This window comes from Streptomyces mauvecolor (assembly GCF_039532965.1).
Classification (GTDB): Bacteria; Actinomycetota; Actinomycetes; order Streptomycetales; family Streptomycetaceae; genus Streptomyces; species Streptomyces violascens.
The window spans coordinates 82,913-95,721 of sequence record NZ_BAAASQ010000018.1 but is presented as its reverse complement, the minus strand read 5'-3'; the positions used below and the strand labels follow the sequence as shown (position 1 = coordinate 95,721).

The 12,809-nt window shown below is 70.0% G+C and carries 10 protein-coding genes; 6 read left to right on the top strand and 4 right to left on the bottom strand.

What is annotated here, in order from left to right; all coding sequences use genetic code 11:
• Positions 1–101 precede the first annotated feature (101 nt).
• Complete coding sequence (locus ABD346_RS23430) at positions 102–866, top strand: SDR family NAD(P)-dependent oxidoreductase (protein ID WP_344377403.1); 765 nt, start codon at positions 102–104, stop codon at positions 864–866.
• A gap of 75 nt (positions 867–941) precedes the next feature.
• Positions 942–1,865, top strand: a complete 924-nt coding sequence (locus ABD346_RS23425) for an oxidoreductase (protein WP_344377402.1) — start codon at positions 942–944, stop codon at positions 1,863–1,865.
• Positions 1,866–1,886: 21 nt separating this feature from the next.
• Here ABD346_RS23425 and ABD346_RS23420 read toward each other — a convergent pair whose 3' ends face one another.
• Both ABD346_RS23420 and ABD346_RS23415 read right to left on the bottom strand, forming a co-directional pair.
• Complete coding sequence (locus ABD346_RS23420; protein WP_053727554.1) at positions 1,887–2,291, bottom strand: VOC family protein; 405 nt, start codon at positions 2,289–2,291, stop codon at positions 1,887–1,889.
• Positions 2,292–2,426: 135 nt separating this feature from the next.
• Positions 2,427–2,924: a group III truncated hemoglobin gene (locus ABD346_RS23415; RefSeq protein WP_344377401.1), complete on the bottom strand. Its 498-nt coding sequence runs from the start codon at positions 2,922–2,924 to the stop codon at positions 2,427–2,429.
• Between the two features lie 182 nt (positions 2,925–3,106).
• Here ABD346_RS23415 and ABD346_RS23410 point away from each other — a divergent pair, with 182 nt between their 5' ends.
• The 4 genes from ABD346_RS23410 (at position 3,107) to ABD346_RS23395 (ending at position 8,162) form a co-directional block, all read left to right on the top strand.
• Complete coding sequence (locus ABD346_RS23410) at positions 3,107–4,972, top strand: APC family permease (RefSeq protein ID WP_344377399.1); 1,866 nt, start codon at positions 3,107–3,109, stop codon at positions 4,970–4,972.
• A gap of 144 nt (positions 4,973–5,116) precedes the next feature.
• On the top strand, positions 5,117–6,370 hold the full coding sequence (locus ABD346_RS23405; RefSeq protein ID WP_344377398.1) for an ABC transporter substrate-binding protein: 1,254 nt from the start codon (positions 5,117–5,119) through the stop codon (positions 6,368–6,370).
• 5 nt (positions 6,371–6,375) lie between these two features.
• The gene (locus ABD346_RS23400) at positions 6,376–7,284 is read left to right on the top strand and encodes a carbohydrate ABC transporter permease (protein ID WP_344377397.1); all 909 of its coding nucleotides are present in this window, start codon (positions 6,376–6,378) and stop codon (positions 7,282–7,284) included.
• Positions 7,284–8,162, top strand: a complete 879-nt coding sequence (locus ABD346_RS23395) for a carbohydrate ABC transporter permease (protein ID WP_344377395.1) — start codon at positions 7,284–7,286, stop codon at positions 8,160–8,162. Before ABD346_RS23400 ends, ABD346_RS23395 begins: the two co-directional genes overlap by 1 nt.
• Here the strand turns inward: ABD346_RS23395 and ABD346_RS23390 are convergent.
• Together ABD346_RS23390 and ppdK are read right to left on the bottom strand one after the other, a co-directional pair.
• On the bottom strand, positions 8,120–9,151 hold the full coding sequence (locus tag ABD346_RS23390) for an ArsR/SmtB family transcription factor (protein WP_344377394.1): 1,032 nt from the start codon (positions 9,149–9,151) through the stop codon (positions 8,120–8,122). The two genes, ABD346_RS23395 and ABD346_RS23390, sit on opposite strands and share 43 nt — an antisense overlap.
• A 553-nt stretch (positions 9,152–9,704) precedes the next feature.
• On the bottom strand, positions 9,705–12,428 hold the full coding sequence (gene ppdK, locus ABD346_RS23385; RefSeq protein WP_344377393.1) for a pyruvate, phosphate dikinase: 2,724 nt from the start codon (positions 12,426–12,428) through the stop codon (positions 9,705–9,707).
• Positions 12,429–12,809: the final 381 nt, after the last annotated feature.

Sequence of the window (12,809 nt, the reverse complement as noted above, 5' to 3'; positions counted from 1 at the left end):
TGTCGCGCCGACACGCTCCCCTTTCCCCACCCCCGGGCACCTTCACCGCCCTTCGTGCCTCACACCCCCATACCTTCATAACAGAACGATTGGTCAAGAATATGTCTGCTCGTTTCGCGCACAAGACCGTTCTCGTCACCGGCGCCGGCTCCGGGCTCGGCCGGGCCGTCGCGCTCGCCTTCGCCGCCGAGGGGGCCCGGGTCGCCGTCGCCGGGCGTACGGCCGCGACCCTCGACGAGACGGTCGCCCTGATCACGGAGGCGGGCGGCACGGCGGCCTCGTTCACCGCCGACGTGTCCGAATCCACCGCCGTGCGCGGCCTGGTGGCCGACGTGGTCGAGCGGTTCGGCTCCCTCGACGTGGCGGTCAACAACGCCGGGATCTTCCGCGGCGGCGCCCCCTTGGCCGAACTGTCGGAGAGTGACTGGCAGATACTGATATCTGTCAACCTCACCGGCGTCCTCCACGCGCTCCAGGCCGAGATCGCCCACATGCGCACCCAGGAGTCGGGCGGCGCCATCGTCAACATCGCCTCCAACCTGGGCGCCCACAGCCGCCGCCCGGGCCTGACCGCGTACGCCACCTCCAAGGCCGCCGTCAGCGCGCTGACCCGGGGCGCCGCCCTCGACCACATCCAGGACGGGGTGCGGATCAACGCGGTGAGCCCCGGCCCCATCGCCACCACCATGTCGCTGCGCCCCGGCGAGACCGAGGCCGAGCGCGCGACCCGCATGAAGGCGGAGCTGCCGCTCGGCCGGGTCTCGACGACGGCCGAGGCCGCGGCAGCCGTGCTGTACCTGGCCTCCGACGACGCCGCCTCGGTCGTCGGCGCGGACCTCGTCATCGACGGCGGCGCCTCCGCCTGAGCCGTCCGCCACCGCATCCCCGCCCTGCCCTGCCCCACCCTGCCCACCAGGCATACCCATCGGTACGGTGGGCGCATGACTCAGGGCTGGAGTGCTCAGGACATCCCCGATCAGAGCGGCCGCACGGCCGTCGTCACCGGGGCGAACAGCGGCATCGGTCTGGTCACGGCGCGGGAGCTGGCCCGCCGTGGCGCACGGGTGGTGCTCGCCTGCCGCAGCGAGGCGCGCGGCCGGGCAGCCGAGGACCGCATCAGAAGCGAAGTCCCCGGCGCGCAGGCCGAGTTCAGGACGCTCGATCTGGCCGACCTCGCCTCGGTGCGGGAGTTCGCCGCGAAGCTCCCGTACGACCGGCTCGATCTGCTCGTCAACAACGCGGGCGTGATGGCGCTCCCCTACGGGAAGACCGCCGACGGGTTCGAGACGCAGTTCGGCGTCAACCACCTCGGGCACTTCGCGCTCACCGGACTGCTGCTGCCCCGGCTGCGGGCGGCCGGGGCGGCGCGGGTCGTGAGCGTGTCCAGCGGGATGCACGCGCTGGCCAATATCGACATCGGTGATCTCAACAGCGAGCACCGCTACCGGCGCTGGATCGTGTACGGGCGGTCCAAGACGGCGAACCTGCTCTTCATCCACGAGCTCGCCCGACGGCTGCGGGCGGCGGGCTCGGACGTCGTGGCGGCGGCCGCACACCCCGGCTATGCCGCGACCAACCTCCAGACGCAGGGCGTACGGATGGAGGGCCGCAGGGCCGCCGAGCGGATCGTCGAGCTCGGCAACCGCGTCATGGCGCAGCCCGCCGAGGCCGGCGCGCTGCCCACGCTGTACGCGGCGACGGCGCCCGGGGTGCGGCCCGACTCGTTCACGGGCCCGTCCCTGATGATGTGGCGCGGCGCGCCCGCCAGGTCCTGGCGGGCCAGGTGGACGCTGAACGACGTCGCCGGTGAGCGCCTCTGGGTGGCGTCGGAGCAGCTCACCGGCGTGACGTACGAGGCGCTGTGACGCCCTTGGGCGGGGCCGGGATCAGGCGTTGATCGCGGCCGGGTCCATGTACATGACCTCCCAGTGGTGGCCGTCCGGGTCCAGGAAGGAGCGGCCGTACATGGGTCCCTGCTCCATGGTCTCCTGGGCGGGCGAGCCGCCGGAGGCGAGCGCGGTGTCGACGAGGCGGTCGACTTCCTCGCGGCTGTCGGCGCTCAGGCAGACGATCGACTCGACGGTCGTCGCGGTGTCGGCGATCTGCCGCTTGGTGAAGCCCTTGAAGAACGGCTCGGTGAGCAGCATGGCGTAGATCGTGTCGCTGATGACCAGACAGCCGGCGTTCTCGTCGGTGAACTGGGGGTTGAAGGAGTAGCCCAGCTTGCCGAAGAAGTCCTTCGAGCGGTCGAGGTCCTTCACCGGCAGGTTGACGAAGATCATGGTGGGCATGTCGGGCTCCCTCGTGGTCGGTGGCGTTGCTTACGAGGGGTAGACGGCGGCCCGCGCGAAAACTCATCGCCGCGCCGCGTTTGTTTTTCGGGCGCCCGCAGAGCCGGCGGAAGTACCACCGCCCGGGCGAGCCCCTCAGGCCGCGGCCGCGCGCCGGGTCAAGGCCGCGAGGGGGACGAAGCCGGGGCCTTCGCCGGTCGTGTCCACGTCGCGGCCGTTCAGGCGGCGCAGCATCGCGAGGGCGGTCCGTTCGCCCTGCGCCTTGGCTCGCTCGGCGTTCGGGCCCTGGTGCAGGCCGTCCACGGTGGCGTGCCACAGCTGGACCCAGCGTCCGAAGTGTTCGGCTGTGAGCGGGGCGGCCAGGTGCAGGGCGGCGTGCGGAGCGAAGGCGTCGCGGCGGTGGCCGGCCGTACGGAACAGGGCGCGTTCCCAGAAGTCGCCGATGCGGGGCAGGTGCACGTCGAGGTCGGTGGCGTCGGAGCAGGGCCCGATGAGGGGGTCGGCGAAGGCCGCGGTGCAGAAGCGCCTCAGCACCTCGTCGAGGTGGGCCCGGCCGGCGATGTCACCTCGGGCGGCCGACTCTCGTCGCCCCGCCGTGTCGTCGTCCCGTCCGGCCATCGCGTCTCGCGTCATCCCTCCACGGTGCTCCTGTGGCGGGCGTGCCTCCGGAGCCGCAGGTCCGGGGAGGCCCCGGCGCCGCCACAAGGCGGCATCGAGCCACCCCCGTCAAGAGGGCGTATGGATGCGGGCCCGCTCCGACAAGGGGGCGCCAAAGGGGGTCGGCGTCCGGCGGCGCGGGTCGCAGTGTGGGGCCCATGCTCACCACGTCGAAGGCCGTCGTCAGCGACGCGGCCCCCGAAGAACCTCCCGGAGCGGTCGACCGGCACCGGCTCACCGCCACGCAGGGTCTCGCCGCTCTCTCCCTCGACGCGATGGCCTCCGTGGCGTACGGCCCGGAGGCGATCGTCCTGGTCCTGGCCGGGGCCGGTGCGTACGGGCTCGGTTTCACGCTTCCCGTGACGCTGGCCATCGCCGGGCTGCTCGCGGTGCTGGTCGCCTCCTACCGGCAGGTCATCGCGGCCTTCCCGAACGGCGGCGGCTCCTACGCGGTGGCCCGCCGCCACCTGGGCGCCCGCACCGGCCTGGTGGCTGCCGCCTCGCTGATCCTCGACTACGTCCTGAACGTGGCCGTGTCCGTCACGGCCGGCGTGGCCGCGCTGACCTCGGCCTTCCCGGGTCTCTACGGGGACCGGCTCGTCATCTGCCTCGGCGTGCTGGTCCTGGTCACCGCGATCAACCTGCGCGGCATCGTCGACTCGGCGAAGGCGTTCATCGTCCCGACCGCGGTGTTCATCACCTCGATCCTGGCGATCGTCGTCGTCGGTCTCTTCCGCTCGTCGCCCGCGTCGACGTACACCGCCGACGGGCATGCCTCCGTCCTGGCGGGCAACGCCACCAGTGTCGGCGCGCTGCTGCTGCTCAAGGCCTTCGCGTCCGGGTGTTCCGCGCTGACCGGTGTCGAGGCCGTCGCGAACGCGGTGCCGTCCTTCCGCGCCCCGGCCGCCAGGCGCGCCCAGCGCACCGAGGTGGCGCTCGGCGCGCTGCTCGGGGTCATGCTGATCGGCCTCTCGGTGCTCATCGGCCGCTTCCACCTCCAGCCGGTCGAGGGCGTCACCGTGCTCGCCCAGCTCGCGGACGCCTCCCTCGGCCACAACTGGGCTTTCTATGTCGTGCAGTTCGCCACGGTCATCCTTCTGGCGCTCGCCGCGAACACCTCCTTCGGAGGGCTGCCCGTCCTGATGTCGCTGCTTGCCCGGGACAACTACCTGCCGCACGTGTTCGGCCTCAAGGCCGACCGCCAGGTCCACCGGCACGGTGTGCTCGCCCTTGCCGCCGTGTCCGCCGCGCTCCTGGTCTTCTCGGGCGGCGACACCAACACCCTGGTCCCGCTCTTCGCGATCGGCGTGTTCGTCGGCTTCACCATCTGCCAGACCGGCATGGTGATCCACTGGCGCGAGGAGCGCTCCCCCGGCTGGCGGTGGAAGGCCCTGCTCAACGGCTTCGGCGCGGTCCTGACGGGCGTTTCGGCGGTCGTGGTGACCGCCACCAAGTTCGCCGAGGGCGCCTGGCTGATCGTCATCGCGCTGCCGCTCCTGGTGTTCGCGTTCGAGGCGATCCACCGGGCGTACGGGCGGATCGCGGAGCGCCTCGGGCTTGGCCGGGTGCCCGAACCGCCGCGCCGCGACCGGTCGTTGGTGATCGTGCCCGTTTCGCACTTGTCCCGGCTGACCTGCGAGGCCCTGAACGCCGCGGTGTCCCTGGGCGACGAGGTGCGGGCCGTCACCGTCAGCCACCCCGACGAGGAGGACCGGCGCGACATGGAGGCGCTGCGCCGCGACTGGGAGCTGTGGAACCCGGGTGTGGAGCTGGTCGAGCTGACTTCCCAGCACCGCAGCCTGGGCCGCCCGGTCGCCGACTATGTGAGCCGCGTCCATACCTACCACCCGCACACCCGGGTCACCGTGCTGATACCGGAGGTGGAGCCCGCGCACATCTGGCAGCGGATGCTGCAGAACCAGCGCGGCGCGGTCCTCGCCCACGCCGTCCGCAAGGACACCGACGCGGTGATCTGCCGGCTGCGCTTCCGGCTCGGCCCGTCCGCGGCCCGCGTCGAGGCCTGACGCCCGCCCGCGTCGAGGCTCCCAGTGCGCCCGGCCGGCCGCATCCTGCCGGGCCGACACATCGCCGCAATACCCCTGTCGTAATCCCCCTGCATGGTTGATCGTTGAGGCGTACAGCGGGATGACGAACAGGGGGCGTACGCCATGACGATCAGCCGCCGGACACTGCTCGGCACCGGGGCCGCACTCGGACTGCTCACCGCATGCGGCTCCAACACCGGCCGGGACAACGGGAGTTCACCGGGCGGGAAGGTCGCGCTCGACCACTGGTACCACCAGTACGGGGAGGCCGGCACCGAGGCAGCCGTGCGCCGCTACGGGGCCGCGTACGACAAGGCGAAGGTCTCCGTGCAGTGGCGGCCGGGCAACTACGACCAGCAGACGGCCGCCGCGCTGCTCACGTCGTCGGGCCCGGACGTCTTCGAGGTGAACGGGCCGACCCTGGACCAGATCCAGGGCGGGCAGGTCGCCGATCTCACCGCCCTGTTCGACGGGGTGAAGGACGACTTCAATCCGGCGGTCCTCGCGCCGAAGACGTACGACGGGAAGATCTGGGGCGTACCGCAGGTCGTCGACACGCAGTTCCTCTACTACCGCAAGAGCCTCCTCAAGGACGCGGGCGTCCGGCCGCCGGCCACTCTGGACGAACTCGTCGACGCGGCCAGGGCGTTGACGCGGAACAGGGTCAAGGGCCTCTTCCTCGGCAATGACGGCGGGGCGGGTGTCCTCGGCGGTACGCCGCTGTACGCGGCCGGGCTGAGCCTGGTCACCGCCGACGGCAGAGTGGGCTTCGACGATCCGGCCGCCGCCCGCGCCCTCGGCAAGCTGCATCAGCTGTACGCCGACAAGTCGCTGCTGCTCGGCGCGCCGAGCGACTGGTCGGACCCGTCCGCGTTCCTCCAGGGGCTGACCGCGATGCAGTGGTCGGGGCTGTGGGCGCTGCCCGCCGTGCAGAAGGCGCTCGGGGACGACTTCGGGGTGCTGCCCTTCCCCAAGGACGGCCCGGGCGGCAAGCCCTCGGTGCCGGTCGGGGCGTATGCCGCCGCCGTGTCCACGCACTCGAAGCACCAGGCGGAGGCGAAGGCTTACGTGAAGTGGCTGTGGGTGGAACGCACCGATTTCCAGGAGGACTTCGCGCTGTCCTACGGTTTCCACATCCCGGCCCGGCTCTCGCTCGCCAAGAAGGCGGCCAGGCTGCGGCAGGGCGCGGCGGCCGACGCGGTGACGTATGCGACGGACCACGGCTACGCCCAGCCCCTGCTGTGGACGCCGGCGCTGCAGACGGCGTACCAGGACGCGCTGAACCGGATCATCAAGGACGGGGCGAGCCCTGACAGTGAGCTGAAATCTGTCATCCGGAAGACCAATGACGAACTTCAGCGGGTGAAGAAGAGCTGACGGCCATGCGACGGCGTGTTTCGGACAACACCCTCTGGTTCTGGATCTTCGTCGGCCCGTTCGCCGCCGGGCTCGCCCTCTTCACGTACGTCCCGCTGCTGTGGAGTGTCTACCTCAGCTTCTTCGACGCCCACAACACGGTCTCGCCGACCGACTTCGTGGGGTTCGACAACTACACGGCGATGCTGCGCGACGGCGCCTTCACGTCCAGCCTGGGGACGTTCGCGGTGTTCTCGCTGTTCATCGTGCCGGCGACGTACGCGCTCGCGCTCGGTCTCGCGCTGATGGTGAACCGTGTCCGCCGCTTCCAGGCCTTCTTCCGCTCGGTGTTCTTCCTGCCCGCGGCCTGCTCGTATGTGGTCGCCGCGCTGATCTGGAAGATGTCGATCTTCAACGGGGTACGGTTCGGGCTCGCCAACACCGTGCTCGGCTGGTTCGGCGCCGATCAGACGGCCTGGCTGTCGACGACGCATCCGCCCTGGTACTGGCTGGTGATCGTGACCGTACGGCTGTGGCTGCAGGCCGGGTTCTACATGATCCTGTTCCTGGCCGGGCTCCAGCGGATCAGCCCGCGCCTGTACGAGGCGGCCGCGGTCGACGGTGCCCGGCCGGGCTGGCAGGTGTTCCGGCACATCACGTTTCCCCAGTTGCGCACCACGTCGATCGCGGTGGTGCTGCTCCTGGTGATCAACGCGTTCCAGGCGTTCGACGAGTTCTACAACCTGCTCTCCGACGCCCGCGGTTACCCGCCCTACGCCCGGCCGCCGCTGGTCTACCTCTACTACACGGCGCTCGGCCAGGGGCAGAACCTGGGGATGGGCAGCGCGGGCGCGGTGATCCTCGCGCTGATCATCGCGGTGGTGACGGTGTTCCAGGCCCGCTGGTTCGGCCTGGGCAGGAAGGAGGCCGACTGATGACGGCGCCGCGCAGAACCACCGCACGACACGGGACCCGCCCCGACGAAGCGCTCGTACGGGTCGGCCGCGCCCTGCGGTGGGTGATCCTGGCCGCGCTCGCCCTGCTGTTCCTGGTCCCCTTCTACCTCCTCGTCCGCAACGGCCTGGCCGCCGAGCAGGACATCACCTCGCCCGGCTGGACGTTCTTCCCGTCCGCCCTGCACTGGTCGAACGTGCGCGAGCTCTTCGACGACCCGGCGGTCCCGATGGCCCGCTCGCTGCTCAACTCGGCGCTGATCGCGGTCGCCACGACGCTCGGCACGCTCCTGTTCGCCTCGCTCGCGGGGTACGGCCTCGCGCGGATCCCGTACCGCTTCGCCAACCAGGTCTTCTACGCGGTGATCGGCACGCTGATGGTTCCGGCGGCGGTCACGTTCGTACCAAGTTTCGTTCTTGTTTCGTCCCTCGGCTGGGTGTCGAGCTTGCGCGGCCTGATCATCCCCACTCTGTTCTCCGGCTTCGCGTGCTTCATCTTTCGCCAGTTCTTCACGGGATTTCCACGCGAGTTGGAGGATGCGGCCCGCGTCGACGGACTTGGATATTGGCGGACGTACTGGAGGATCGTCGTGCCCAATGCGCGCCCGGTCTTCGCGGCCGTCGGCACCATTGTGTTCATCGGCGCCTGGAATTCCTTTCTGTGGCCGCTGGTCATCGGCCAGGACCGGGACGCGTGGACGGTGCAGGTGGCGCTCTCCACCTTCACCACCGCCCAGGTGGTCAACCTGCACGAGCTGTTCGTGGCGGCGGCCGTCTCGATCGTCCCGCTGGTCCTGGTCTTCCTGCTGCTCCAGCGCTACATCGTGGCCGGCGTGGAGCGCTCGGGGATCGACGACTGACGCGGCCGGGGCACGCGCGGGGTCCCGCCGCACAGCAGCGCGGAGCCGAGCGGGGTCAGCGTATGCAATACGGAGTTGCCGTGCCGCAGCGTGACCAGGAGCCCGGCGTCGCGCAGGACTCCCGCGTGCTGGCTGGCGGAGGCGAGCGAAACGCCTGCCCTGCGGGCGAGTTCGCTGGTGGTGCAGCCGTTGCCGATGGACTGGAGCACGCTGGAGCGGGTGTGGCCGACGAGCCGGCCGAGCGAGGTGCCGCGGTCGGGGCCCGGCGGGGACTCATACGGCGCCTGGGTGTGCGTGACCGGGTAGACCAGCACGGGAGGCAGCTTCGGGTCCTGGAGGGCGACCGGGGTACGGCGACAGAAGAAGGAGGGCTGCAGGAGCAGCCCCCGCCCGTCCAGGTGGAGTTCGCGGTCGACCGGGTAGTCGGCTTCCAGGACGGGCGCGCGCCAGCGCAGCATCGGCGGCAGCGAGGCGAGGAGTTCGCCTGCGCCGCCGTCCAGCAGGGCCCGGCCACGGGCCGCCCGGTCGGCGTCGACGCGGGTCTGTATGTGCGCCCAGTACGGGGAGACGGCCGCCTGGTGGTAGGCGGTCAACGCATCGGCGAGGCGGCCGAGTTGGGCGGTGCAGCCGTCCGCGAGCGAGGCCGCCCAGCCGGTGGTCGGGCGACCGGCCGGGAGCCGGGAGAGTTCTGCGTGCAGCCGCTCGGGTCCGGTCTCGCGAATGCGTTCCAGTCCGGCCTCCAGGGAATGCGGGCCCCTGGGCGGCGTGAGAAAGTCGGGGAAATATCCCCGGCACGGGACGATTGCGGAGAGCAATCGCGTTTCTCCGCTCAACCGGCCGCGAGTTTCCTGTCGCCATTCACCGAATACGGAGGCGCCCCGCCGGTCCCTTAAGCGGTGAAAGCTGAGAATCGTTTCCCACAGCGTGTCGGGACCCGGCGCCATACGGAGCCGGGCCAGATCCTCGCCGGTGAAATGAATGCGCAGCACCGAAACCCCACCTGTCCACTGTGTTGCAACCTGTTGCGTTGTGTTGCATCCGCAATTGATCCCCCGACCGACTCGACTGAGTATGCCTCCCGTCACTGCCCGTGACCACGGGCCTTTCAGCCACAGTTGAAAGGCCTCGCGGAAGGGGCACCGGGGACGAAAAGCTGTACCTCGTCGGGCACGACACCGGGCCAACCGGAAAGATTCTGCGAAGACCGTGGGGGGCTTCACAGGCTCTGGCGGCGGTGGGCGTAGGTGGCGGCTCCGTGCTCGGCGCGGTTGACAGAGTGCGGTTCACGGGTGGGGATCCGTGAACCGCACTCTGCATTTCCGGCCACCACCCCGTTAAATGTCCGCCATTCAACAGGAATTAAGCGCCCGCACACCTGGGACGTGTACGCGAACACGCCCGGCGAACACTTACCGGGGCGGGCGGGAAGAGCCAACGCAAAAGGGGCAGCACCCCCGCACAGGGTTGCTGCCCCTTCTTGGTGAACCGGAGCCGCCGCCGGATCGGTGTTGAGGGTCGGGGACCCGGCGGCGGCTCCGGGGCTTATCGCGAGTCGCTGCCCTTCGACTCGGCGGCGGCGCGGCCCGCCTCCAGGCGCGCCACGGGGATGCGGAACGGCGAGCAGGACACGTAGTCCAGGCCCACCTCGTGGAAGAAGTGCACCGACTCGGGGTCGCCGCCGTGCTCGCCGCAGACGCCGAGCTTCAGGTCGGGGCGGGTGGCCCGGCCGGCCTCGACGGCGGAACGCACGAGCGAGCCGACGCCGTCCTTGTCGATGGTCTCGAACGGGGAGACCCCGAAGATGCCCTTCTCCAGGTACGCGGTGAAGAAGCTGGCCTCGACGTCGTCGCGGGAGAAGCCCCAGACCGTCTGCGTGAGGTCGTTGGTGCCGAAGCTGAAGAACTGGGCGGCTTCGGCGATCTGGCCGGCCGTCAGGGCGGCGCGGGGCAGCTCGATCATGGTGCCGATGGTCAGCTTGAGGTCGGTGCCGGTGGCGGCCTCGACCTCGGCGATGACGGCGTCGGCCTCCTCGCGGACGATCTCCAGCTCCTGGACGGTGCCGACCAGCGGGATCATGATCTCGGCGCGCGGGTCGCCCTTGGCGTTCTTGCGCTCGGCGGCCGCCTCGGCGATCGCCCGTACCTGCATGGCGAACAGGCCGGGGATGACCAGGCCCAGGCGTACGCCGCGCAGACCCAGCATGGGGTTCTGCTCGTGCAGCTTGTGGACGGCCTGGAGCAGGCGCAGGTCGTTCTCGTTGGCGTCCTTGCGGGACTCGGCGAGCGCGACGCGGACCGACAGCTCGGTGATGTCGGGCAGGAACTCGTGCAGCGGAGGGTCGAGCAGACGGACGGTGACGGGGAGTCCGTCCATCGCCTCGAACAGCTCGACGAAGTCCTTCTTCTGGAGCGGCAGCAGGGCACTGAGTGCCCCTTCGCGCTCGTCGTCGGTGTCGGCGAGGATGAGCCGTTCGACCATCTCGCGCCGCTCGCCGAGGAACATGTGCTCGGTGCGGCACAGGCCGATGCCCTGGGCGCCGAAGCGGCGGGCCCGCAGGGCGTCCTCGGCGTTGTCGGCGTTGGCCCGTACGCGCAGCCGGCGTACCCGGTCCGCGTACGCCATGATCCGGTGCACGGCCTGGACGAGCTCGTCGGCGTCGTCGGCGCCGGCGTGCATGCGGCCCTCGAAGTATTCGACGACCGGGGACGGCACGACGGGGACCTCGCCGAGGTAGACCTTGCCGGTGGAGCCGTCGATGGAGACGAGGTCGCCCTCCTCGATGACGACGCCGCCGGGCGCGGTCATCCGGCGCCGCTTGGTGTCGACTTCGAGGTCCTCGGCGCCGCAGACACAGGTCTTGCCCATGCCGCGCGCGACGACGGCGGCGTGCGAGGTCTTGCCGCCGCGCGAGGTCAGGATGCCCTCGGCGGCGATCATGCCGTCGAGGTCGTCGGGGTTGGTCTCGCGGCGGATGAGGATGACCTTCTCGCCCGAGCGGGACCACTTGATCGCGGTGTACGAGTCGAAGACGGCCTTGCCGACGGCCGCGCCCGGGGAGGCGGCGATGCCGCGGCCGAGCTGCTCGACCTTCGCGTCCTCGTCGAAGCGGGGGAACATCAGCTGGGCGAGCTGGGCGCCGTTGACGCGCTGGAGCGCCTCGGCCTCGTCGATGAGGCCCTGGTCCACGAGCTGCGTGGCGATCCGGAAGGCGGCGCCGGCGGTGCGCTTGCCGACCCGGGTCTGGAGCATCCAGAGCTGGCCGCGCTCGATGGTGAACTCGATGTCGCAGAGATCCTTGTAGTGGGTCTCCAGGGTCTCCATGATCTGCATGAGCTGGTCGTACGACGCCTTGTCGATCGACTCGAGCTCGGCGAGCGGCACGGTGTTGCGGATGCCCGCGACGACGTCCTCGCCCTGCGCGTTCTGCAGGTAGTCGCCGTACACGCCCTGGTGGCCGGAGGCCGGGTCGCGGGTGAAGGCGACGCCGGTGCCCGAGTCGGGACCGAGGTTGCCGAAGACCATGGAGCAGATGTTGACCGCGGTGCCCAGGTCGCCGGGGATGCGCTCCTGGCGGCGGTAGAGCTTGGCGCGGTCGGTGTTCCAGGACTCGAAGACCGAGCGGATCGCGAGGTCCATCTGCTCGCGCGGGTCCTGCGGGAAGTCGCGCCCGGCCTCGGCCTTGACGATCTTCTTGAACTGCTTGACCAGCTTCTTCAGGTCGCCGGCGTCGAGGTCGGTGTCGACGGTGACCTTCTTGGCGGCCTTGGCGTCGTCCAGGGCCTCCTCGAAGAGCTCGCCGTCCACGCCGAGCACGGTCTTGCCGAACATCTGGATCAGGCGGCGGTAGGAGTCCCAGGCGAAGCGCTCGTCGCCGGACTGCTGGGCGAGGCCGGCCACCGACTCGTCGGAGAGCCCGATGTTGAGGACGGTGTCCATCATGCCGGGCATGGAGAACTTGGCGCCCGAGCGGACGGAGACGAGCAGCGGGTCGTCGGCCTGGCCGAGCTTCTTGCCCATCGTCTGCTGGAGGGCGTCGAGGTGCGCGCCGACCTCGTCGCGCAGCTCGGCGGGCTCGTCACCGCTCTCGAGGTAGACCTTGCACGCCTCGGTGGTGATGGTGAACCCGGGAGGGACCGGGAGACCGAGATTGGTCATCTCGGCGAGGTTCGCGCCCTTGCCTCCGAGGAGGTCCTTGAGGTCCCTGTTGCCCTCGGTGAAGTCGTAGACGAACTTCTGGGTGTGCTGGAGGTCTTTGTCTTCCGACACGGGTCTCGACTCCTCGAATCCGCGGTGGCTGCCCTGACGGCGAGGAACATACCCAGATCGAAGGTGTCTGGGTACGTCCACTTGCGCGTCACGGGGGCGTAACCACTCGTCCGCCACCAGATCGAAAGTGACTGGCGCGTAACGACCGGCAGGAGCATGTCTTCATTACTTGAACGAATTAGGTCAAGAAATGGTCGAATACCGCTCAAGTGAGCGGCGTCATCGCCAAGTGAGTCCACTACTTGAACGCCGAAGGGGTGGCACTCAGTGCCACCCCTTTCAGAGATGCAGCCATGCAAAAAGTGCTCATCTGAGCGCAACCCCTATCAGGGGTGGCGAGAATCACGCGCTCGATCGAGCGGAATTCCAGCCTTCGGACCG